18 protein-coding genes are annotated in these 23,654 nt (G+C 67.7%); 6 read left to right on the top strand and 12 right to left on the bottom strand.

All coding sequences use genetic code 11. The annotated features are described in order from the left end of the window. Nucleotides 1–25 precede the first annotated feature (25 nt). Nucleotides 26–1,783, top strand: coding sequence for a hypothetical protein (locus tag LK459_RS11010; RefSeq protein ID WP_227923359.1), 1,758 nt, complete (start codon nt 26–28; stop codon nt 1,781–1,783). Here LK459_RS11010 and LK459_RS11005 read toward each other — a convergent pair. Continuing rightward, nucleotides 1,765–2,907: a glycosyltransferase family 4 protein gene (locus tag LK459_RS11005; protein ID WP_227923358.1), complete on the bottom strand. Its 1,143-nt coding sequence runs from the start codon at nt 2,905–2,907 to the stop codon at nt 1,765–1,767. The genes LK459_RS11010 and LK459_RS11005 overlap by 19 nt on opposite strands. Before the next feature lie 99 nt (nt 2,908–3,006). Between LK459_RS11005 and LK459_RS11000 the strand changes: the two genes are divergently transcribed. Continuing rightward, nucleotides 3,007–3,735: a class I SAM-dependent methyltransferase gene (locus LK459_RS11000; protein ID WP_227923696.1), complete on the top strand. Its 729-nt coding sequence runs from the start codon at nt 3,007–3,009 to the stop codon at nt 3,733–3,735. 38 nt (nt 3,736–3,773) lie between these two features. Here the strand turns inward: LK459_RS11000 and LK459_RS10995 are convergent, their stop codons facing one another. From LK459_RS10995 to LK459_RS10960, 8 genes are all read right to left on the bottom strand, one after another. Then, nucleotides 3,774–4,619: a hypothetical protein gene (locus LK459_RS10995; RefSeq protein WP_227923356.1), complete on the bottom strand. Its 846-nt coding sequence runs from the start codon at nt 4,617–4,619 to the stop codon at nt 3,774–3,776. Nucleotides 4,620–4,689: 70 nt separating this feature from the next. Beyond that, nucleotides 4,690–7,230 (bottom strand): ABC transporter permease, encoded by a 2,541-nt coding sequence (locus LK459_RS10990; RefSeq protein ID WP_407648794.1) that lies wholly within the window; start codon nt 7,228–7,230, stop codon nt 4,690–4,692. A 15-nt stretch (nt 7,231–7,245) separates the two neighbouring features. Then, nucleotides 7,246–8,133: an ABC transporter ATP-binding protein gene (locus LK459_RS10985; RefSeq protein WP_007238436.1), complete on the bottom strand. Its 888-nt coding sequence runs from the start codon at nt 8,131–8,133 to the stop codon at nt 7,246–7,248. Between the two features lie 72 nt (nt 8,134–8,205). Further along, nucleotides 8,206–9,237: an esterase-like activity of phytase family protein gene (locus LK459_RS10980; RefSeq protein ID WP_227923352.1), complete on the bottom strand. Its 1,032-nt coding sequence runs from the start codon at nt 9,235–9,237 to the stop codon at nt 8,206–8,208. 44 nt (nt 9,238–9,281) lie between these two features. Continuing rightward, nucleotides 9,282–11,108 carry a phosphoenolpyruvate carboxykinase (GTP) gene (locus LK459_RS10975; protein WP_007238434.1) on the bottom strand — a complete coding sequence of 609 codons (1,827 nt, stop codon included), beginning with the start codon at nt 11,106–11,108 and terminating at the stop codon, nt 9,282–9,284. A 217-nt stretch (nt 11,109–11,325) separates the two neighbouring features. Next, entirely contained in the window at nt 11,326–11,664 is a 339-nt protein-coding gene (locus LK459_RS10970; protein WP_007238433.1) for a DUF6802 family protein, read from the bottom strand. After that, complete coding sequence (locus LK459_RS10965; RefSeq protein WP_227923351.1) at nt 11,661–13,025, bottom strand: hypothetical protein; 1,365 nt, start codon at nt 13,023–13,025, stop codon at nt 11,661–11,663. Before LK459_RS10965 ends, LK459_RS10970 begins: the two co-directional genes overlap by 4 nt. Before the next feature lie 37 nt (nt 13,026–13,062). Continuing rightward, nucleotides 13,063–13,908, bottom strand: coding sequence for a hypothetical protein (locus tag LK459_RS10960; RefSeq protein ID WP_227923349.1), 846 nt, complete (start codon nt 13,906–13,908; stop codon nt 13,063–13,065). A gap of 107 nt (nt 13,909–14,015) precedes the next feature. Between LK459_RS10960 and trmB the strand changes: the two genes are divergently transcribed. The 3 genes from trmB to LK459_RS10945 all read left to right on the top strand — a co-directional run bounded on the left by trmB (nt 14,016) and on the right by LK459_RS10945 (nt 19,115). Continuing rightward, complete coding sequence (trmB, locus tag LK459_RS10955) at nt 14,016–14,834, top strand: tRNA (guanosine(46)-N7)-methyltransferase TrmB (RefSeq protein WP_227923347.1); 819 nt, start codon at nt 14,016–14,018, stop codon at nt 14,832–14,834. Further along, on the top strand, nt 14,831–15,592 hold the full coding sequence (locus tag LK459_RS10950) for an NYN domain-containing protein (protein WP_227923346.1): 762 nt from the start codon (nt 14,831–14,833) through the stop codon (nt 15,590–15,592). The genes trmB and LK459_RS10950 overlap by 4 nt, the downstream gene beginning before the upstream one ends. A gap of 211 nt (nt 15,593–15,803) precedes the next feature. Continuing rightward, on the top strand, nt 15,804–19,115 hold the full coding sequence (locus LK459_RS10945) for an MMPL family transporter (RefSeq protein WP_227923344.1): 3,312 nt from the start codon (nt 15,804–15,806) through the stop codon (nt 19,113–19,115). 90 nt (nt 19,116–19,205) lie between these two features. Here the strand turns inward: LK459_RS10945 and LK459_RS10940 are convergent, their stop codons facing one another. The 3 genes from LK459_RS10940 to LK459_RS10930 are packed head-to-tail and all read right to left on the bottom strand — an operon-like array spanning nt 19,206 to nt 22,374. Beyond that, nucleotides 19,206–19,868, bottom strand: coding sequence for a response regulator (locus LK459_RS10940; protein WP_227923342.1), 663 nt, complete (start codon nt 19,866–19,868; stop codon nt 19,206–19,208). Next, the gene (gene macS / locus LK459_RS10935; protein ID WP_227923340.1) at nt 19,865–21,013 is read right to left on the bottom strand and encodes a MacS family sensor histidine kinase; all 1,149 of its coding nucleotides are present in this window, start codon (nt 21,011–21,013) and stop codon (nt 19,865–19,867) included. Before macS ends, LK459_RS10940 begins: the two co-directional genes overlap by 4 nt. After that, a complete protein-coding gene (locus LK459_RS10930) occupies nt 21,010–22,374 on the bottom strand; it encodes an AI-2E family transporter (RefSeq protein ID WP_227923695.1) in 1,365 nt (454 codons plus the stop codon). The genes macS and LK459_RS10930 overlap by 4 nt, the downstream gene beginning before the upstream one ends. Before the next feature lie 103 nt (nt 22,375–22,477). On the opposite strand from LK459_RS10930, the gene LK459_RS10925 reads away from it, so the two are divergent. Beyond that, entirely contained in the window at nt 22,478–23,608 is a 1,131-nt protein-coding gene (locus tag LK459_RS10925) for a lysylphosphatidylglycerol synthase transmembrane domain-containing protein (RefSeq protein ID WP_007238424.1), read from the top strand. Nucleotides 23,609–23,654 lie beyond the last annotated feature (46 nt).

The following is a 23,654-nucleotide window of genomic DNA, read 5'->3' as shown; positions in this document are numbered from 1 at the left end:
CCGAGTCACGCGGCACCCGATCGCCATGCCCCGGTTGCTGCCAACGCTGTACGCGGTCAGCGCGCTGCTGACCGCGCTGATCCTCGGTCCCCTGCTGCGTCCGGGATACCTGCTCTATCGCGACGCGGTGTCGACGCCACGGTCGTACGTCACCGACGGGGCGTTGGGCATCGGTGATCTCCCTCCGCGTGCGGTCCCCCAGGATTGGGCGGTGGCACTGGGGAGTTCCGTGGTCGACGGAGGGTTCCTCGTCACGGCGATCCTGTTCGCTGCACTGACCGTCGGCGGCGTGGGATACGGCAGGCTGGCCGCGCACCTCGTGCCGGGCGCGGGCCGGGCTGGTGCTGTCGCCGCGACGATCGTCTCGCTCTGGAATCCCTTTGTCGCCGAACGACTTCTGCAGGGCCATTGGGGACTGCTCGTCGGCTACGGTTCGCTCGGGTGGATCGCTTTGGCCGCGGGCGCCCTACGGACGAACCCGACGAGACGGCGGTGGTGCGCGCTCGCGGCGCTTCTCGCCGTCGCCGGATTCACACCGAGCGGTTCACTTCTCGGCCTCGTCGTCGCACTGGTCTGCGCACTCGCGGGCACGGCAACAGCAGGAACGGCAGCGAGGGCGAGGTCCGTGGGGGCCGTCTGGGTTCTGGTGGTGTGGGTACTCTCTGCGGCGCCCTGGCTCGTTGCCGCTCTACTCACCTCGGCGTCGACCGCCACCGACGGTCCGGCAGGGGTGCGGGCCTTCGGGTTACGCTCCGAACCCGCCCTCGGGCCGCTGGGCACGGTGCTGGGCCTCGGCGGCATCTGGAACGCCGACGCGGTCCCGACGAGTCGCACGATCTGGTGGGCCGCAGCGGCCACCGGATGTCTCGTGGTGCTCGTCGGAGTCGGCGCGATCACGCTGTGGCGCAGGCGCGAACGCCTCGTCGACGCGGCCCTCGTACGCGCTCTCGCGCTTCTCGCGTCGACCGCACTGCTGGTGCTGGTGGTGACCGCCGTCGGGCCGGGTCGAAGCGCACTGGCCGAAGTCGTCGACGTGGTTCCCGGTGGGGGACTGCTCCGCGACACGTCGAAGTTCGTAGCCCTCGCGATGCCGATGATCTCGGTGGCGGCTGCCGCTACGGTGTGGCGGCTCCGCGCGCTGGTGCCATCCGGTTTCGCGATCGCGGCGGTGATCCTGTTGGCGATGGCCCCGCTGCCCGACCTCGCGTTGGGCGTCGGTGGCCGACTCTCGACGGTGCACTACCCCGACGACTGGGCACGAGTGGCGCAACTCGTGCCGGACGACGAGGGAGATGTCGCGCTGTGGCCTCCGGGGACCGTCCGCCAGTACCCGTTCACCAACTCGCCGTCGCTCGATCCCTCGGCACGGCTGCTGCGCGCGCCGGTGCTCGAGTCGGGCGAACTCGTGGTCGACGGCACGGTCGTCGACCACGCAGCGCCGCGCGCACAACACGTGATCGACGTATTGGGCGCCGGCGGCGATCCGGGCGCCCTCGCGCAACTCGGTGTCGGCTGGGTGCTCGTCGAGCACCTCTCCGGCACCGGTGAACCCGACGTGCCGAGGTCTCTCGCCCTGCACGCGGAGCCCGTGTTCAGCGGGCAGGACCTCACGTTGTTCCGCATAGGTGCGCCCGCGGCCATCGGTGAAGCGTCGACGGCGGCGCGGGTCGCCGCGTGGAGCGCGCATCTGCTGTGGGCGGCTCTGATCGTCGTCGGCGGGCTCGTCGGGGCATGGCCACGGCGACGTCGAACACCCGCCGGGGTTCAGCGCGGCGAGAACTGATCGAAGACCGACACGAAGCCGTCGGCGGTCGCCGGCCATGAATAGCGTCGGGCACGCCGTGCCGCGGCCGTGCCGAGTCGGTGTCGCTCGGCCGGGTCGTCGAGAAGTTTTCTTGTCGCGGACAGCATTTCGTCGACACCGTCGACGAGGATGCCGGTCTCGCCGTCCTCGATCGATTCGGCGAGCCCGGTGGCGTGGCGGTAGCCGACGGTCGGCACACCCATCTGCGCGGCCTCGATCACCGCGAGCCCCCACCCCTCTTTACGCGACGGCATCAGATGCACGTCGGCGTCGGCGAGCAGTTGGTACTTGCGCTCGTCCGGCACATGCCCGTGGAAGGTGACCAACTCGTCGACGCCGAGTTCGTGTGCAGAGGCACGCAAGCGCGATGACCACCAGCCGTCGCCGATGATGTCGAGGTGCACCGCGCGACTGCCCTCACGATGCAGACCTGCCAGGATCTCGAGCGCGTCCTCGACCTGCTTGTGCGGGACGAGACGGGAGAGGACACACAGCTTGGCGACGTCACGCTCACCGCGGTGCTCGACGGCCACACCTGTGGGTACCGGGTCGATTCCGTTGTGCACCACGGTGATCCGGTCGGAATCGACACCGAGTTCGACCAATTCGCGCGCCGACGGCGCAGACACCGTCACATAGCGGTTGTGTCGGTGTACGCGCGGCGAGACCCTCGACTCCAAAAACCACCCCAGCTTGCCGAGCAACCGACCTGCCACGGGCCACTGTTCACGGTGGCAGTGGTGGACGAGGACGACGGTCGGCGCCGAAGCGACCAGCGTCGCGAAGAACGGGATCCCGTTCTGGGTGTCGACCACCGCGACCGGATCGATCCCGGCAAGCGGACCGAGTCCCAGCCGTCCCGCTGCCAGCATCGCCAGCACGCGCGGGTAGACGGTGATCCGACCGCCCGCGCGGAAAAACCGCATGCCGTCGCGCTCCTCGCGGCGTAGTGCTCCCGGATAGGAGGACGTCAGATAGGTGACCCGCATCCCGCGTCGCGCGAGTTCCGCCCCGACCCGCTCGAGATAGGTTTCGCTACCTCCGCCCTGTGGGTGGCGGGTATCGCGCCAGCACAGGAGCACGACGTCGGACGGAGGATTCATCGCCGACAATCCTACGCAACGCGCCGGGTAGCATCTCCTCCCGTGCCGCGACCGAGAAGGATCAGACCCGCCTCGACCACGACACGTGCGACAGTCGGCATGGCGCGCATGGCCACGCTGCGCCGGGCCGTCGGACTGCTCGGAGACTTCCGCTACGAGCAGTCCGATCCCGCACGCTTCTACACCGCGCTTGCCGACGACACCGCCGATCTCGTCGGCGCGTTCGCCCCACTGGCGGGAGCGGTGCTGCTCGACGTCGGCGGCGGCCCCGGATACTTCGCCGACGCGTTCCGCGCCCGAGGGGCGTCGTATCTGTCGGTGGAGCCGGACCCGACCGAAATGCACGCCGGCGGCCTCGACCACCGCGGATCGGTGCGGGCATCCGGTCAACAGCTGCCCTTCGCAGACGACTCGTTCGACGTCTGCATCTCGTCGAACGTGGTCGAGCACACGCCTGCACCGTGGGAGATGGCCGACGAGATGCTGCGTGTGACGCGCCCCGGCGGCGTCGTGATTGTCAGCTACACGCTGTGGTGGGGTCCCTTCGGTGGTCACGAGATGGGCCTGCGGCACTACGCAGGTGGCGCCAGGGCCGCGCGCTGGTACACGCGGCGCCACGGGCATCCGCCGAAGAATCTCTACGGGACGTCTCTGTTCGCCGTCACCGCAGACGATGGCCTGCGCTGGGCCCACTCACGACGCGGCAGGGCGCGACTCGTCGCCGCATTCCCCCGCTACCTGCCCAGCTGGGCCTGGTGGGTGCTTCGGGTGCCGCTCCTGCGCGAGGTGGCCGCGACGAACCTGGTGCTGGTACTCGAACCGTACTGATGAGCTCGCTGAGGCGCTGAGAGCGCTCCCTGCTGTCCTCACATCCCGGCGGTGCAGCGCAGCGTGCCTCCGTTACTCGTCGCCGAGGCCAGCAGTTCGTCACCGCGCAGGATGTTGCAGGTCACCGGGCCACGTACGACGACGGCGGTCAGTTCCGCGGCGTCTCCGGTGACGGTGGCCTGCCGCGACCAGGGTGTTCCCGTCGCCGCGACGATCTCGAAGTCGTTGCCCTTACGGAAGCGCAGTGCGACGACGTCGCCGTTGCCGGTGATCTGATAGGTGACCGCGCCCGCGGCCGGTGCGGCCGTCGTGGTCGTGGTCTCCTCGGTCGTGGTCGTGTCCTCGGTCGTCGTCTGTTCGGTGGTCGTCGGAGTGCTGATCGTGGTGGTTGCGGGGGCGGTGGTCGCAGCTGTGTCGCCGTTGGAACCCGAGCTGCGCACGATCGCGTACGCCACCACGGCGATCAGGGCGATGACCGCGATGATCGCGACCACGAGTATTGCGGTGCGTTTGCCGCCGCCCGAGGAGTTCGGGTCCTCGCCGCCCGACTGCTCGTCCCCGTAACCCTGAGTCCCGTAACCCTGACCCTCATAGCCCTGGTTGCCGTAGTCCTGGTTGCCGTAGTCCTGGTTGCCGTAGCCCTGAGCGTCATAGCCCTGGTTGCCGCCGTAGCCCCGGTCGGCGTAGCCGTACTGGTCGTTGCCGTACTGCTGGTCGCCGTAGGGCTGGTCGGCGTAGGGCTGGTCGGCGTAGGGGTCGTGCTGGGAGTACGCCTCGGTGCGGGCCGTAGGCTCTCCGACGGCCGACGGGTCCACGGAGGGGTCGAATGCCCGCGTCTCGTGATGCTCCTGCGGGTCGTTCGGGTCCTCGGGTGGTCGTGTCATGGCGCCGATTGTGCCAAACCGTGCCGAGTGCACGCACCGCTATGCGTCGTTGGATCGCGGCGGCGAACGTTCACGCCTCGGCGATCGCTTCGAGTGGCCGGGTGCGTGCGGCGCGGTTCGCGGGCCACAGTGCGGCCAGCACGCCGACGACGCCCGCGCCGATGAGCGTCACGATGATGAGCGTCCACGGCAGGACCGGGTCACCGAGGCCCCATCTCGCCAAGGTGCGCACGAGCGCCCAACCGACGACGACGCCGATCACCACGCCGACGAGGGCGCCGTAGATGGCGATGAACACCGACTCGAGATAGATACTGCGCCGAACCTGGGCTCGCACCATGCCGACCGCACGGAGCATCCCGATCTCTCGGCGTCGCTCGACCACCGACAGCGCGAGGGTGTTGACGATACCGAGGACCGCGATCAGCAGCGCGAGACCGAGCATCGCGTACAGCACCCCCAGCATCTGGTCGATCTGCTGGGACAGACTGTTCTTGAACTGTCCGCGATCCTGCACCTGCACGGTGAGGAAGGAGTTCGTGGCATTCTCCAGATCGGTGCGCAGCGCCGACAGGTCGGTTCCCGGTTTCGCTTTCACGAAGACCCCGACGCTCATGCGTGCCGGTTCCGGCATCAACGTCTCGTAGACCTTGCTGCCCACCAACCACGGCTGCAACGACTCGTTGTCGGCGTAGACCCCGTCGACCCGTGTCGCGACCTGCTGGCCGAGTGATGAGGTGAAAGTGACTGTGTCGCCACGCTTCCAGCCCTTGTCGTTACTCGTGCGCTGGCTGACGAACATCCCGTCGTCCGGGAGTCTGTCCGACGCGCCGTCGAGCATGTCGATGTTGGCGACGGTCCCGATCTGCCCGCCGAGCGGCGCGTAGCCGCTGACCTTGGCGCCGTCGGCGCGCGCCTGCGCAAGGCCGAGGCTGACGGAGTCGGCGACGCCGGGCACACCCTTCACGGCATCGGCGACAGCGGGTGAGATCGGCAGGTTGTTGGTGCCGGTCACGATGTAGTCGGCGGTGATGCCGGTGTCGACGGCGGTGTCGACCGTGCCCTTGAACGATGTTCCGAGAGTGCCGATCACGGCCACGAGCAGCAGACCGAGAGTCAGTGCGAAGGCGGTGGCGGAACTGCGTCGCGGATTGCGCATCGCGTTGGTGCGGGCGAGGTATCCGATCGAGCCGAACGGCGCGCCGATGACACGTCCCAACACGCCGACCACGGGCCGCAACAGTGCGGGACCGGCGAGCACCGCCGCGATGATCGCCGCGCCCGCGCCGACCCCCACGATCACCGCCCGCAACAGGCCCTCACCCATCGCGCCCCAGGCGATTGCGACGACGGCGATCACACCGAACACCGCGCCCGTGATGGTGCGGGTCCGCAACGACGACGCCCGCTCGGCATCGCTGGCACGCATCGCCTCGACAGGCGGTACCCGCGCTGCGCGGACCGCGGGGACCCACGCACTGACCATGGTCACCACCACGCCGACGAACAGCGCAGCGAGCACAGCCCAGACACTGACGTCGAGCGAGGCCTCCGGAAGCCCCGACGTCGCCGACGTGATCGCCTTGAGGGCAGCGGCGAGCCCGATACCGACGCCGAGGCCGACGAGACCGCCGATCACGCCGACGACGAACGCCTCGAACAGCACCGAGCGCGACACCTGGCGCTCGGTAGCGCCCACGGCCCGCAGCAGTGCCAGCTCGCGATTACGTTGCGCCACAATCATCGAGAACGTGTTGTAGATGATGAACGTGCCGACGACCAGGCCGATGGCAGCGAAAGCCAGCAGGATGCCGGTGAAGATCGTCAGGAACTGGTTGACACGGTCCTTCTCGTCCTGCCGCACCTGATCGCCCGTGCGGATCTTCAACGCGTCCGAACCGACGAGCTTCTGCACCCGATCACGCAGTTCGGTGTCGCTGACACCGTCGACCGCCGACATGTCGATCGTCGCGACGTGCTCGCCGTCGGAGAGCAGGTTGCTCGCCGCCTCGCGCTCGAACTGGACGTTCACGTAGCCGCCGGTGTCGCCCGTGAGCTGGCTGATGCCGACGACGGTGACGTCCATCGGTTGGCTCGATCCCTGCCCGACGACCACCTTGGTCGACGATCCGACCTTCAGGTCCGCCTTCTCCGCGGCCGATTCGTTGAGCACCACTTCCTGGTAGCCGACAGGTGCACGCCCACCCGGCAGGAGCTTTCCGTCGTCGGGGGACAGCGACTCGGCCGGCGGGACGTACGCGGAACCGAGGCTCGGTGCCCCGCCGGTCTGCAGCGCCTTGCCACGCGAGTCGGCGATGGTCACCAGTCCCGTGTAGTTGGTCGAGATCTTGTCGACGCCGAGTTCTTGTTTGTGCGACTTCAGTTCGTCGACAATCGAATTCGGGACGCCTGCGGAGTTGGAATCCTCCGGCGTCACCTCGACGGACACTCCTGGTGCGGCGTTGTCGAAGATCGAATTGAACGCCTGAGAGATGGTCGACGTGAACACGATCGACCCGGCGACGAATGCGGTGCCCAGCACGATCGAGAAGACGGTCAACGCCAGTCGCACCTTGTGTGCACTCAGATTACGCAGCGACACCTTCCGCATCACCGAGGCCATGGTTCAGCCCGCCTGCGACGGTTCGGCACCCGGATCGGTCTGCAGCGCGTGCCTACCGATTCCGGATTCTGCTGCCACAGAACCTGATTCATGCTTGTGGCCTGATATGGGCGTGGCATCGCCCGTCTCGGCCTCCGCGGACTTCTCGGCAGGCACGGTGTCGAGGTTCTTCATCACCTCGAAGACGTCGTCGGCCGAGGGGCGCGGAAGTTCGCGGACGATCTTGCCGTCGGCGAGGAAGACGACACGGTCGGCATACGACGCGGCGCGCGGGTCGTGCGTCACGATCACGACGGTCTGACCGAACTCGTCGGTCGCCGCACGCAGAATGGAGAGCACCTCACCCGACGATCGGGAATCGAGGTTGCCGGTCGGTTCGTCACCGAAGATGATGGCAGGCCTTCCCACCAGCGCACGCGCACATGCGACACGCTGCTGCTGTCCACCGGACAGCTCACTGGGAAGGTGATCGAGCCGGTCGGCGATACCGAGCCGATCGATCACGGTGTCGTACCACTCCTGATCGACCTTCCGGCCGGCGATGTCGGAGGGCAGCGTGATGTTCTCGGCCGCTGTCAGGGTCGGTACCAGGTTGAACGACTGGAACACGAAACCGATGCGGTCACGCCGCAGCAGGGTCATCTTCTTGTCGGAGAGGCCGGTCAGTTCCGTGTCGCCGATGTAGACCCGGCCGCTCGTTGCGACGTCGAGACCTGCGAGGCAGTGCATCAGCGTCGACTTGCCCGATCCCGAGGGCCCCATGATCGCGGTGAACTCACCCGATCGGAACGACAGCGAGACGCCGCGCAATGCGTGGACTTCCGTGTCACCGGATCCGTAGGTTTTGATGAGATCCTCGGCGCCCGCGCTCGCGCCCTGCTCTGATGTCATGGCTCAACCGTGCCAAAAACTGCAGCGCATTGCCATCGGGAGATCCACCCAGAACCCCCTGAGATCCGTTGATCAGCGCGGGAGTTGGACCTCGAACGAGTGCACCTTGGTCGCGCCCGCGAATGCGTTGTTCGTCACGACGAACAGGGAGCGTGTCCGGAAGTTCTGCCACGGCAGGTCGGGTTGCCAGTTGCCCCATGCCATCGCTGCCATGTTGCCGGTCGAGAGTCGGGGCGTGCCGTCGGTGTTGAAGATCGACTGCTTGGGCATCGCTTTCTCCGCCCCCGACAGGGATGCGCGGCCTCCCACCTGGTCGGCGCCGCGGGTGGTCGCCCAGTAGATGGCAGTGTTGCGTCCGGCACCGCGCTCGAGCACGAGGTAGTCGGTGTTGTTGATCGCGAGGACGTCGGCGGCGCTCTTACCCGGATCGGTGCGGTACACGAATTCGGAGTTGGTCTTGCCGAACGTCAGCAGCCGCGCCGAGGCGGCGGGGTCCTGCCGCAGACCGCCGGCCGTGATCACGCTGATCTGTCCGCGCGGCCCGACCGCGACACCGGTGAGGCCGCGCTGCCCGGCAAGGCCCGACTTCTTCGACGGCCGCCACGCCGACGGAAGCCCGAGGTCGCGGATGTAGGTGCCGACCGGCCCCGCGCTCTGCAGACGCACGAACTGGTGGTCACCGCCGCTGACGACGACATAGCCGCCACTGGTCGCGCGGATGCCCTCGTACTGCGCGGCTCCCGGAAGCGGCGGGATATTGCCCGGTCCGAGCAGCACTCCGCCGCCGTCGATTCCCGGGTTCGACGTGAATCCGGCGACGCCGGACGTGTAGTTGAACTGGCTCGTGTAGAACCGCGCGGGCCCGGCGCGGCCCACGTCGGTCGAGATCATCGCGAAGCGATTGGCGCCGATCCGGTCGATCCCGGAGATCGCCCCGAAGGTGGGCACCCCGTTGATGAAGGCGGTGTCGGTGTAGCGCGCGATGATCGGCGTCGCCGACCTCGCGACACCGGCGGTCACCCCGGAATAGACGGATGCGCCGAGGAACGCCGAAACACCTAGGAGCACAGAGACGATCGTTGCCCCCCACGAGCGGATACTCATAGGGGGCAACGATACCTCAGTTACAGGAGTGACAGAAGGTGAAGTCAGCCCAACCGCTGCTTGAGGGCGTCGAGCTCGTCCTGCAGGCTGGTCGGGAGCTTCTCGCCGACGAACTCGAACAGCTCCTCGATCAGCGGCAGCTCGCGACGCCACTCCTCCGGATCGACGGCGAGCGCAGCCTCGAGATCCTCGGTGGGCACGTCGAGTCCGGTGACGTCGATCTCCTCGGGCTTCGCGACGATGCCGACGGGTGTCTGCACACCCTCGTTCTCACCCTCGATACGGCCGATGATCCACTTCAGGACGCGACTGTTCTCGCCGAAGCCCGGCCACAGGAAGCGGCCGTCGTCGCCACGACGGAACCAGTTCACGTAGAACACCTTGGGCAGCTTCGACGCGTCGGCGTTCTTGCCCAGGTTGATCCAGTGCTGGAAGTAGTCGCCGACGTGGTAACCCATGAACGGGAGCATGGCCATCGGGTCGCGGCGCACCGTGCCGACCTTGCCCTCTGCTGCCGCGGTCTGCTCCGAGCCGACCGTCGCGCCCATGAAGACGCCGTTCTGCCAGTCACGGGCCTCGGTCACCAGCGGGACAGTCGTCTTGCGGCGTCCGCCGAACAGGATCGCCGAGATCGGCACACCCTGCGGGTCGTCCCACTCGGAAGCCAGCGACGGGCACTGTGAGATCGGGGTGCAGTAGCGCGAATTCGGATGGGCTGCAGGCTGATCGGAGTCGGGCGTCCAGTCGTTGCCGAGCCAGTCGGTCAGGTGCGCGGGCTTCTCGCCGCCGATACCCTCCCACCAGATGTCACCGTCGTCGGTCTCTGCGACGTTGGTGTAGAGCGTGTTGCCCGCGTCGATGGTCTTCATCGCATTCGGGTTGGAGTCCATGCTGGTGCCCGGTGCCACGCCGAAGAAGCCGAACTCCGGGTTGATGGCGTAAAGGCGGCCGTCCTCGCCGAACCGCATCCAGGCGATGTCGTCGCCGACGGTCTCGGCCTTCCAGCCGGGAATGGTCGGCTGGATCATCGCGAGGTTGGTCTTGCCGCAAGCGCTCGGGAACGCCGCGGCCACGAAGTAGACCTTGTTCTCCGGGCTGGTCAGCTTGAGGATGAGCATGTGCTCGGCCATCCAGCCCTCGTCACGGGCGATGACCGACGCGATACGCAGCGCGTAGCACTTCTTGCCGAGCAGCGCATTGCCGCCGTAGCCCGACCCGTAGGACCAGATCTCGCGGGTCTCGGGGAAGTGGGTGATGTACTTGTCGGGGCTGCAGGGCCACGGCACGTCTGCCTGGCCCGGCTCGAGCGGTGCACCGACCGAGTGCAGACCCTTGACGAAGAAGCCGTCGTCGCCGAGCAGTCGAAGCACCTCGGGACCGACGCGCGTCATGATCTTCATCGACAGGACGACGTAGGCGGAGTCGGTGATCTCGACGCCGAGCTTGGGATCGTCCGAGCCGAGCGGGCCCATACAGAACGGGATCACGTACATGGTGCGACCGCGCATGCTGCCGCGGAAGAGCGGGGTCAGGGTCGCACGCATCTCGTCGGGAGCAACCCAGTTGTTCGTCGGACCCGCGTCCTCTTCCTTCTCGGAGCAGATGAAGGTGCGCGACTCGACACGGGCGACGTCGGCGGGGTCGGACTTGGCGAGGTAGGAATTGGGCTTGCGGTCCTCGTTCAGTTTGACGAGGGTTCCGGACTCGACGAGTTCGGCGGTGAGGCGATCCCATTCCTCGTCACTGCCGTCGGACCAGACGACACGGTCGGGCTGGGTGAGTTCGGCGACCTCGGCCACCCATGCCAACAGCGCTTCGTGTGTGGTCGGAGCGGTGCCGGGTTCCAGGCCCGGAATCGTGGCGGCGGTCATGATTTCCTCCTCCGAGGTGGCGACCCGCATTGGCCGCCCTGTGTGGGTTGCTTCTCCCCAGGATACTGGGACCGAGCGTGCGCTAGGGCCTGGGGTTACGAGATGCGGTATAGGCCACATTCGCACACGTCAGGAGGGGCTGCAAGGTGGGCCCTGTCGGTTTTCCGATGACATGCAACCCACCGTCACCAGGACTTTCTCCCCTTGCCGGTGCGACTCAGTCCAGTCGGCCGGAGTCGGTGGCCACCCAGGTGCCGCTCTCGTGATCGAGTGATCGCGACGCGAACGAGCCGTCGGAACCCACCTGTGTGATCCGGTCGATCTGCCCATCCCGATCGCTGTCGGTGTAGACCGTCAGCCCTTCCGGGCCGCTGCGGGTGAGCGAGTCGGCGACGCCGTCCGCGTCGGTGTCGATGTCGGCGGGTCCGAGATCCCAGATCCGACCGTCGTCGTGCATCAGCAGGTTGTCGGCCGGAGAGTCGACGTCGGCACCCACCTCGTGTCCGTCGGTCCAGTCGTCGTGGCCGTCACCGAGGCCGAACGAGTCGATGTTCACTGTCCACTCACTTCCCTACCCGCTCGGTACAGGTCCCTACGCCGTTGATCGATGTCGGCGACCTCGTATGCGATTCGACGAGTCTGCCGGTCGTAGGCACGCATCACCTGGCCGCCGATCCGTGATTCGGCCTCGGTGAGCTGCATCGCCACGCGCCGTTCGGTGCGGGCACGGACGTCGGCGAGTACGTCGTTCACCCACGTTCGCAGTTGTGTGCGGAGGGTGGCCCCGCGCCGCATCCGGATCACCCAGATCGCCACCGCGACTCCGATCAGCAATGCCGCCGGCATGGCGATCCACTGCAACGTGTGCACCGACGACAGGGGTGCCACGAGGAGACGTCCGATGCCGATGCCCGTCGACGCCCCGAGCAACAGGACCATCGCGTCCTCGCCGGCGCGTCTGCCCGAGGGCAGCTCACGGCGCGCGAGAATCGGCTCGTCGTCGCGGTGTGCCGGCGGATCGTCGGCGTCGAGTCCGACGAGCGTCGAGGAGGCCACGGCGTCGAGTCGTTCCCGGGTCACGGCGTCGAGGTCGGCGACGAGTCCGCCGATCTCGCGGTCGAGCCAGGCGGCGTGTGCCTCGACGTCGGTGCGTGTCATCGCGGTACCGCGCTGGTCGAAGAGCGTGGCGAGCACCCGTACCCGAGTCGCGATGTCGGCGCTGCTCTGGGCGCGGACGTGTGCGATTCCCGCGCGGAGGGACGCGAGCCGGTCGGATCGTCCCCTGTCCCGGACCGCCAGCAGCCGTGTACGACGGGACACCAGCGCGTCGGCCTGCGCATCCGTCGATGCGCCTGTGCCCTGGATCGTGGTCCGGCCGACCTCCGCGCACGCCTGCCGTAGGCCCTCGTGGGGCCCGGACAGTTCGGAGGGCTCGGAGGGAGATGCGCACCAGTCGAGCAGGTCGACGACGCCCGAATCGTCGACCGCGCCCGCCAGCGCGGCCGCGGCAGACACCGCGAACACCGGCAACCGCTCACCGGGATCGAGCTCACTGCGGTAACCACGCACGATGCGTGGCCAGTCCCAGAACGACTCGATACGTCCACATACGATTCCGACGTGATCGACCGCGCCGGTCAGCTCGCGCAGCGCGGTGAGCTCGTCGTCGTCGACGACCGCGCACGCCGGATCGATGACCAGAACCGCGGCATGTGCGCCGACGAGAACACGACCCGGCTCGAATGCCACGAACTCGAGTGCACGACCCCCGTGCGACGAGGCGATCACCCGGCACGCCTCGAGCAGTTCATCGATGTCGACGCCCTGCGCCGCCGCCACGACAACGCGGGCGGGCGTCGCGGCCCGACGTTGCGCCTGCGTGCCGGTGACGTCGGCCCCCGAAGACCCTGGGGACACCGAAGATACCGGGGACACCGAAGACCCTGACCGCACGTCACACCCCTGCCGTACGCAGGAGCATCTCGACGACGTCGCGGGCGTCACCTGCCGCCGCGGTCACCTCCATGACCGCGCGCACCTGAGCGTCCCGGAACGCTGTGATCGCAGCGCTGCACGAGCGCAGCGCGTCGCCGAGAACGTCGAATCCGCTGGCTGCGTGGAGGCGATCGGTGAGTGTCGTCGCGTCGGCTGCGCCGGGATCGGCGGTCCGCAGCAGTCCCATCGCGATGTCGATACCGGTGGCGTCGAGCCGCTTGAGCAGCTCGGTCCGCATCTGCCACGCCGGCGACTGCGGCGCCGCGCCCGCGAGGAAGTGACCCGACATCGACGGCATCGCCTCGCCGCCGGCGACGAGCCTGCGCAGGAAGCCGAGCTCGGCGTCGGACATGTCGGCGCACGCCAGCAGCTGCGAGACCGCGACGACGGGCTGTCCGAGCGACTCGGCCGCCGCGCGTGCGCGCTCGACGGCGGCCGGTGCGAGGGTGTCGACCTTCCCGATGACGACGACGGTACGGCCGGGCGGCGCGGCGTCGAGGATCCGTCGGTCGGCGAGCCTCGGGGCCCCGGCGAGCAGATGCAGGTGAAGGTCGACCCCGGCAGCCGTGTCCGGTTCGTCGGCGACGACCGCCGGGAGGCCCCAGCGTTCGTGCAGCGCCCGGGCCATGGTGTCGCGGCCGACGCCCCGTCGACCGACCACCGCGACCGACCAGGGCCGCACGTAGCGTCGGGCCGCGGAATCGAGCGCGGTGAAAGCGGGCGAATCAGGCGCGATGAGGTCTCCGATCGACCCGGACGCCAGTGTGTGTGCGAGCGGACCCGACGGATCGATCACACCTCTCACCCCCGCTCCTGACCGGTCGATCTTCCCTGGTGGAAGGGTAGTCGCAGATGGGCGAGGCGGCGCAGTAGATTCCACAAGCGGGTGTCGGAGTATGCGCACCAGACCAGATGGGCCACCATGGACCGGTGAACACCTCCCCCGGATCGGCGGACGCCGGAGGCGACTCGTCACGCCTGTATCCCCGCGTGACCAGCTTCCGTTTCCGCCGCGGCACGCTGACGCCAGGCCAGCAGCGCAACTGGGACACGTTGTGGCCCGTCCTCGGTCGTGACCTTGCCACCGACCCGGCACAGACACCCGAACCCCCCATCGACTTCGACGCACTGTTCGGGCGCGAGGCACCGCGCGTCCTCGAGATCGGCAGCGGAACCGGCATCTCGACCGCTGCGATGGCCGCAGACGAACCCGACGTCGACGTCGTCGCCGTCGAGGTCTACAAGCCGGGACTCGCCCAGCTCGTCGGCCTCGTCGATCGCAACGAGCTGACCAACGTCCGGATGATCCGCGGTGACGGCGTGGTGGTGTTGCGCGAGCTCATCCCGTCGGGGTCGCTCACCGCGATCCGGCTGTTCTTTCCCGACCCCTGGCCGAAATCGCGGCATCACAAGCGTCGTTTCGTCCAACGGGGCACGATCGAACTCATGGCGGACCGCCTTCGACCGGGTGGTGTGCTCCACATCGCCACCGACCACCTGGGCTATGCCGAGTGGATCGCCGAGTTGTTGGCCACCCAGAACCCCGACCGGGTCCACGTCGTGCCCGCCACGTCCGCGGCCCCTGTCTCCCTCGAACGGCCCACCACCAAGTTCGAGGGCCGCGCCGAGCGCGAGGGCCGCGAGGTCAACGAGTTCGTCTACATCCGACCGGACGAGAAGGTCCGACCGCACGAGAAGTCAGACACCGCGACAGAAGGCGACCGATCATGACCGACAACGACGGCTCGGGCACGCGTTTCGCCGACACGATCTCTGGCCAGAGCGGAGCGCAACGCGTGCTGCTGGTCTGGGACGCACCCAACATGGACATGGGGCTCGGGGCCATCCTCGGCGGCCGGCCCACCGCCGCGCATCGACCGCGGTTCGACGCCCTCGGCCGATGGCTGCTCCAGCGGACCGCCGACATCTCTGCACAGGCAACGGTCGCGGCCTACGATCGGTCGGTCGGGGCAGATGACGGGGACGACGGCGACGGTGATGTCGGCGACACTCCCCGGGATTCGGACACCGCGGTCCAGGTCGAGCCGGAGGCGACGGTCTTCACCAACATCGTCCCTGGTAGTGCCGATGTCGTACGGCCATGGGTCGACGCACTGCGCAACGTCGGATACGCGGTGTTCGCCAAGCCCAAACTGTCCGAGGACAGCGATGTGGACTCCGACATGCTCGACCACATCGAGCTTCGCAGGCACACTGTTGGGTTAGCCGGGCTGATCGTCGCGTCCGCAGACGGTCAGGCGTTCCGGGATCCGCTGGTCGAGATCGCAGGCGAAGGCGTGCCGGTCACGGTCATCGGGTTCCGCGAGCACGTGAACTGGGCGTTGTCGACCGACGGGCTCGAGTTCACCGACCTCGAGGAGATCCCCGGGGTCTTCCGGGAGCCGTTGCCGCGAATCGGACTCGATTCACTGCCCGACGACGGCGCGTGGCTCACCCCGTTCCGGCCGCTGCGCGCGCTCCTGCGCTGACAGGACGCGGCCGGCACGGCCCGGGATGATCCAGCCGGCACGGCCCGGGATGGTCCGGCCGGTACGGCCCGGGATGGTCCGGCCGGTACGGCCCGGGATGATCCGAGCTGCACCGCTCGGCAATCACCCGAACCCCTGTCAGTCCAAACCTCAGCAAGCACTCAGGCACCACTGAAACAATCTCGGCGAGACTTTTCCGAAAGGAGTCGGCGTGTTCGGAGCCATCGGCACATTCGTCTACCGGATGCGCTTTGCCGTCATCGGGGTGTTGGTCGTCATCATGGGCGGCCTCGGACTCTACGGACTCGGTCTCGGCAACCACCTGAGCCAGAGCGGTTGGTTCGACCCGACCGCCGAGTCGTCGAAGGGCTCGGTCGTCGCCGACACCGCTTTCGGACGCGACCACCGCTCCGATGTCATCCTCCTCATCACCCCGCCCGCGGGCACCACGGTCGACGACAAGCAGTTCGGCGCGAAGGTGGAGAACATCGTCGACGAGTTGCTGCAGAAGTACCCGTCCGTGGTGCAGCGATCGGCGCAGGCTCCGGATTCGACCAACCAGGAGGCCTACGAACAGGCACTACGGAACAATCAGGAGATCATCGACCCCTTCTATCTGAAGGACAACACGGTCGCGCAGAGGGCCGCGCAGGACACCATCCGGTCGCGAACCTTCACCGCCGACAAGAAACAGGCCTTCATCAGCATCGGCGTCGCGGGTAACGACGACACCGCGGTGCTCGCGAACTATCAGAAAATCGAGCCGTTCCTGACGGGCGTCGTCGACGATCCGGGTAAATACGGGCTCGAGGGGACGAGGTTCCAGCTCGCCGGGCTCCAACCGGTCGCCGGTGCCATGGCCAGCGGCATGGACGAGGACATCCGTCGGGCCGAGGTGATCGCACTACCGCTCGTGGCGGTCATGCTGTTCTTCATCTTCGGTGGCGTGATCGCCGCCTGTCTCCCGGTGTTCATCGGCGGTCTGACGATCGCGGGCTCGCTGGGCATCATGACGATCATCGCCCAGCTGACCGAACTGAACATCTTCGCGCAGTCGGTGGTCACACTGATCGGCCTCGGCATCGCGATCGACTACGGCCTGTTCATCGTCAGCAGATTCAGAGAAGAGCTCGCCGAGGGGTACACCACCAAGGCCGCGGTCCGAAGAACCGTGATGACCGCGGGCCAGACCGTCGTCTTCTCGGCGACGATCATCGTCGCGGCCATCGCGTGTCTGCTGATGATGCCCCAGGGCTTCTTGAAGTCCGTCGCCTACGGCGCCATCTTCTCGGTGTCGCTGGCGGCGATCCTCTCGATCACCGTGCTACCCGCCATCCTGGCCATCCTCGGCCCGAAGATCGACGCCTTCGGCCTGCCCTTCCTGCGACGCACCAAAACCAAGGCGGAGATCGAGAACGGGTTCTGGGGCCGCCTGTCCGGCTGGGTCATGCGACACCCCGTGGCCACCGCTGTGCCCACGGTCCTGATCCTGTTGGTGCTGACCATCCCCATCGGCGGCATCAAGTTCGGCGGCATCAGCGAGGCCTATCTGCCGCCGGACAATCCGAGCCGCGTCGCTCAGGAGGACTTCGACAAGGCGTTTCCCAAGGAGCGCACCGAAGAGGTCAAGCTCGTCATCTCCTACGACGTCAACGATCCCGACAGCGGCGCCAAGATCCAGCAGATCGCCGACGAAGCCAACAAGATCCCCGGGTTCACCAAACAATTCAGCCCGTCGGCCGACAACGGCGCACTGACCGGCACCTACGGTTTCAACGGTCCACAGGTCATCCAGATGTCGGCGGGCCTCGTCAACCGCGACACCGCGGGTGAGGCGGTCAAGGATCTCCGCGCGATGCAGAAGCCCGCAGGCATCCAGATGTGGGTGGCGGGCACCCCGGCGCTGGTTCAGGACTCGATCGACGCACTCCTGACCCGACTGCCGCTCATGGCGATCCTGTTGGTGCTCGTGACCGGGCTCCTGATGTTCCTCGCGTTCGGGTCGCTGGTGCTGCCCATCAAGGCGGCGTTGATGTCGGCGCTCGGTCTCGGCGCCACGTTGGGCATCCTGACGTGGATCTTCGTCGACGGACACGGCGCATCGATCGCGAACTTCACCCCCGGGCCGTTGTTCGCGGCGGTACTGGTGCTCATCATCGCGATCGTGTTCGGTCTGTCGACGGACTACGAGATATTCCTGTTGTCCCGCATGGTCGAAGCGAGACAGAAGGGCGCGAGCACCACCGAGGCGGTGCGCGTCGGTACGGCACATACGGGACGGATCATCACGGCAGCCGCCGCGATCCTCATCGTGGTGACCGGCGCCTTCGGTTTGTCGGAGATCGTGATGATGAAGTACATCGCGTACGGCATGATCGCGGCACTCATCCTCGACGCCACGATCATCCGCATGCTGCTCGTACCGTCCACGATGAAATTGCTCGGCGACGACTGCTGGTGGGCGCCGAGGTGGATGAAGACGCTGCAGCGCAAGATCGGTCTGGGCGAGACCATTCTCGACGACGAGCCCGACGCGAAAGTCGCTGGTGTGGGCGCGGGTACACGGGGCATGCGCGCCGGCACGCTGATCTCAGAGGTGCCGACCACCGCGATGCCTGCGGCACCCCGGGCCGCGGCCACGGTCTCCGCGGGCGCGGCGACCCGTGCGATTCGCGCCGGATCAGCCCAGCGATGCACCACCGATCGCGAAGCGGCCCAACCGGATTCGCCCCGCTCATATGCGCAGGCAGCCCCGGCGTCCGGCGAAGCCATGGCACGCAGTGGGCCGTCGCAACCACCGTCGGATCGACGGCGCGCGCTTCGCGATGACCGCCCCGGCCAGACCCTCGACGAGATCGAACCCGTACGCGAGCGACCTGCACGCACCGCTCGCCCGACGCCGCGGCGCGCCAAGTCCGATCGTCCCGACACCGGCCGCTGGGCACTCGGCGAGGGTGGTATCCGTGTCAAGCGGCCCGCCCAGAAGCCGACCGCTCACAATCCCGCAGCTCAGAAGCCCGCTGCCGAGGCACCAGACGCCCCACGGCGCGCTGCTCCGCGTCCAGCGCCTTCGGGGCCGCAGACTCCGCAGCGACGTCCACAACAGCAGCCGACACAACAGCGGCCGACACCGCAGCAGCCCCCGGCTCAGCAGCAACCGACACCGCGGCGCGGCGTCGAAGGTCAGTCGCCGCTGGGTCGACGTCCCGATCTGGACCGGACGGGCAAGCGACCGCTCGCTGCATCGCTATCACCCGAGGGTGCGCGATCGGCGCCTCGGCAGGTGCCGGGCACCGCGTCGTCGCCGATGGACAGGGGTCTGTCACCCGACGTCGCGGCATCGCGTCGAGGCGCGCGGCCAGCACCCGGCGAGACCCACGACGAGCGGACATCTCCCCGGCGTGAGCGCTCGGACGACTCGTCGAGCCGTGCCGATCGCCATGCACGCGCCGAGGAGACGCCGGGCGAGAACCGACAGATCAGCGTGCAGGAGTTGTTGCGCCGCAGCCGTTCCGGCGAATAGATTCAGCCGTTCCGGCGAATAGGTTCAGCCGTTCCGGCGAATAGGTGTCAACCGTTCCGACGCGGTGAAGACGTCAGCGGCGCACCGGCGTCACTCGTCGATACCGTGCTCGATCGCGTACCGGGCGAGTTCCACTCGGTTGCCGAGTTGGAGTTTGCGCAGCGTCGACTGCACGTGATTCTCGACGGTGCGATGGCTCAGCGTCAGTTTTCGCGCGATCTGCTTGGCGCTCATACCTTTTGCGACATACCGCAACACCTCGGTCTCGCGTTCGGTGAGCACCGGCGCTGCTGCCGGACGGTCGGGTTGCGTTGACATGCGCCGGAACTCGCCGAGGACGAGTCCGGCGAGCCCCGGTGTGAACACCGCCTGACCCTGTGCCGTCGCGCGTACCGCGTCGATCAGTTCTGCCTTCGACGCACTCTTGACGAGGTAGCCACTCGCCCCGGCCTTCACGGCGTCGAGCACGTCATCCCGCTCGTCGGATGCCGACAGCACCAAGACCCGGGTCTCCGGCGATACCTCGAGGACCGCCGCCGTGGCCTCGGCGCCGTTGCCGTCGGGTAGCTGCATGTCCATCAGCACGACGTCGGGGAGCACCGCGCCGGCGCGACGTCCCGCGGCCCCCGCGGAATCAGCGGTCGCCACGATGTCGAACCCGGCGTCGGCCAGGTCACGTGCGACGCCGTCGCGCCACATCGGGTGATCGTCGACGACCATGACCCGCAATGCCACCTCATCTGTCTCGGTCATCTGTGCATCCTGTCATCCTTTGGCCGCGTCACCGGAACCGTCATCTCCCACTCTGTGCCGATCCCCTCGTCGGAGTCGAGTGTGGCGGTGCCACCGAGGGATTCGATTCTCCCGACGATGGACCGGGCCACGCCGATCCTGCCCTGACGACATGCCTCCTCGAGTCTGCCCGCGGCTATTCCGACGCCGTCGTCGCGGACACTGACGACCACCGTGTCATCGAGGTCCTCGAGGAGTACGAATGCGCGGGCGCCCGGCCCGGCGTGGTGGGTGACGTTGTCGAGCGCGTTGATCACCGCAGCACTGATCTCGCGGGCCGTCGTCGCATCGATCATCACAGGATCGGCGGGCGCGCTCACCGCGACACCGTCACCCGCTGCGGCGCGGAGCAGTGCCGCGAGATCGGCAGTCCCACATTCCGATCCGGTGTCGACGTCGACGTCGGCGATGAGTCGACGCAGCGCAGTCTCCTGGGTGGCTGCGAGGTCGGCGAGCTGCGCCGTCGGACCGCCGATTTCGCGGCCGCGTTTGGAGATGAACGAGAGTACCTGCAGCACACCGTCGTGCACTTCCCGGGACAGCCGCTCACGTTCGGCTGCAACCGCAGCGGCGCGCGCCGCCGCAGCCAGCTGGGCCTGTGCGCGACGCGCGCTGACCGCGGCCAGTCCCACGGCGAGACCCGAGGTCACCATCACGATGATCGTGGCGTTGCGGCCGAAATTGAGGTCGAGCCAGCCCTTGACGAATGCGCTCGTGCCGCCGACCCCCACGCCCGCGACCACTCCGACGACGGGTCCGCCGAGGATGGCTGCCGAGATCACCGCGTTGGTCGCCCACAGGGTCGTCGGCCAGGTCTGGTTGTTCAACGCCCACGATTCGGTCGCGACGTACGACGTCGACAGCATCATGCCGCAGGCGATCACGATCTCGGCACCCACCCAGTACCAGTTGCGCCCGACACCGACGTAATAGGCGACGCCGCAGGCCAGCGTCCACACCGTGAGGATGCCGAAGAGAAACCACGCGACCCCTGGATGCAGCAGGTCGTCGTCGATGGCTATCCGGAATCCCAGCGCGTAGAGGTACGACAACAGCCGTAACACCTGAGCACCACGCCACAGCGGGGCGACCGGATCACTTCTCATGACGATTCGTCGGCGTCCGTTCCGCCCGTGTTCTTCTCGTCTCCGGTGCGCTTCCGATCGTCCGCGTCCCGCGCGGCCGAACCGTCGTCCCCGTCGGCGTCATGCTCGGGCGCACTCCGCCGCGGTCGGCGCGCGCTTCCGTCGAGCCCGCGCTCGATGTCGGCTTCGGCGTCGGCGGGCGACACCCCGACGGCCTCCTCGACGGACAACCCGGCCGACGCCGTGGCGTCGTCGATACTCTTCGTGTCCCAGTGAGGATCGTCGGGCTGTGCGTAGTGGAAGGAGCCGTCGCCCTCGCTCACGGCGAGATCCCGATGCCCGGCCAGGTACCGGACAGCGGTATTGGCGAAGGCGATCACCGGCACCGCGAACAGTCCGCCGACGATGCCCGCGGCGACGATGCCCGCGGCGATCGCGAGGATCACCGCGACCGGATGCAGCCGGACCGACCGGCCGAGCAGGAACGGTTGCAGCACATGGCCTTCGAGTTGCATCACGCCGATGAGGATGGCGAGCACGATGACCGCGGTCAGCCACCCCTGGGTGACCAGCGCGATCACCACGGCGAGTGAGCCGCTGATCAGCGCCCCGACGATCGGGATGAAGGAGAACAGGAAGATCACCGTCGCCAACGGCAGTGCGAGAGGTACACGCAGGATGGCGAGGCCGATACCGATGCACACCGCATCGACGAGTGCGACGATGACGGTCGCCCGGACATATCCGACGAGTGTGCCGAACCCCGCCACACCCGCCGCGGCCACACGTCCGCGCGTACCACGCGGCACCAATCTGCAGCAGAACTCCCAGATCTGGCCGCCTCCGTAGAGGAAGAAGATGGCCAGGAAGAGCGTCAGTAGCGCTCCCGTGACCAGTTCGGTCGCCGTTGTGGCAGTGGCGAGAGCACCACCTGCCAGTTTGGCCTGGTTGTGCTCCATCAACGAGATGATGTTCGACCCGAAGTTGCGCACCTGCGATTCGTCGACACCGAGCGGACCGTCGACGAGCCATTGTCGGGTGCGGTCGATGGTCTCGGTGATCTCGGCGGTGAGGGCGGGGAAACCGTGGACGAACGCGCGCCCGACGAACGTCAGCACGGTGGCGACCACACCGAGCGCGAGGAGAAGCATGATGACGACAGCGAGCGATCGGGGTACGCGCCGCCGGTCGAGCCAGTCGACTCCGGGGACGAGGAACGCCGACACCAGGATCGCGAGTGCGACGGGGACAAACACCTGCTCGAACTCGAGGAAGATCCTGACCAGCAGATAGCAACCGAACAGGATGAGCACGATCCGCCACGTCCACTCCGCGGTGGCACGGACGAAGGGGTGCACCTTGGACCGGTCGACCTCGGCCAACGGCCGATTCGATGCCCTCGCGCCGGCGTCTTCGGGATATCCGGCGGTCGACGAGGCAGCAGGGTCCACGGAAGTCACACTAGCGGTCGTTACGCTTGGCCGTATGACGTCGGATACACCGGCGGTCCACGGTACCGCCACGCGCTCCCGCTTCTGGTGGGTGCGGTGGCTCCTCACGGTGATCGTGGTGATCATCCTCGCGGTCGAGATCGTCCTCATCTGGCCGAAACTCGAAGAGGCCGCGCACCGCATCGGCGACCTCGACTGGGTGTGGCTTTCCGCCTGTGTCGTCGCGGCACTGCTGTCGATGGACAGTTTCGCGCAGGTACAGCGGGCGCTGCTGCGCTCGGCCGGAGTCCGGGTCGCGGAGTGGAAGTCGTTGTCGGTGGTCCTCGCCGCGAATTCGGTGAGCCAGACGCTGCCGGGTGGTCAGGTTCTCGCGCCCGCCTTCACCTACCGGGAGACGCGAAAGTGGGGCGCATCCCCTGTCGTCGCCTCGTGGCAGGTGGTCATGTCGGGGCTGCTCGCGGGCGTCGGGCTCGCCGTCCTGGGATTCGGCGGCGCACTGCTCGCGGGTGCGAAGACCAGTCCGTTCTCGGTGTTCTTCTCAGCGGTCGGGTTCGTCGCGGTCGCAGTGGTGCTGCAATACCTGGCCAGCCACCCGGAGTCGTTGCAGTCCACCGGCGAGCGGGTGCTCGGCTGGATCAACCAGATCCGTGGCAAACCGTCGGATCACGGAATTGCCCGGCTGCTCGAGACGCTCGAACAGTTGCGCGCGGTGCAACTCACCCGCCGCGACACGTCGGTGGCGTTCACGTGGAGTCTGTTCAACTGGATCGCCGACGTCGCCTGCCTGATGTTCGCGTGCTGGGCCGTGGGGGCACACCCGAGCATCGCGGGCCTCATGGTCGCCTACGCCGCGGGCAAGGCGGTCGGCACCGCCATCCCGCTGCTTCCCGGTGGCATCGGAGTGGTCGACGCAGTGCTCGTCCCAGCGCTGACCAGCGCGGGAATGCCCGCCGCCGACGCGCTCACCGCTGTGCTCGTCTACCGCATCATCAGCTATGTCCTGATCGCCGCGATCGGCTGGGTCGTCGTCTTCTTCCTGTTCCGATCGCGGATTCGTCCCGACGATTCGATCGGCGAGGAGATCGATCGCGACATAGCGTCCGGAGATTTCAACCCTGACGCCGACCCACCCGAGACAGACGGCTCGACAGGATCACGGCCTTAACAACAGCACCCGAGCGACCACGTCGGCCGACGACCGCGCTACCGTG

The sequence above is a fragment of the Gordonia otitidis genome (genome assembly GCF_020735545.1).
In the GTDB taxonomy this organism is placed as follows: Bacteria; Actinomycetota; Actinomycetes; order Mycobacteriales; family Mycobacteriaceae; genus Gordonia; species Gordonia otitidis.
The sequence above is the reverse complement of the archived record's forward strand: the minus strand, read 5'-3'. Positions and strand labels throughout refer to the sequence as shown.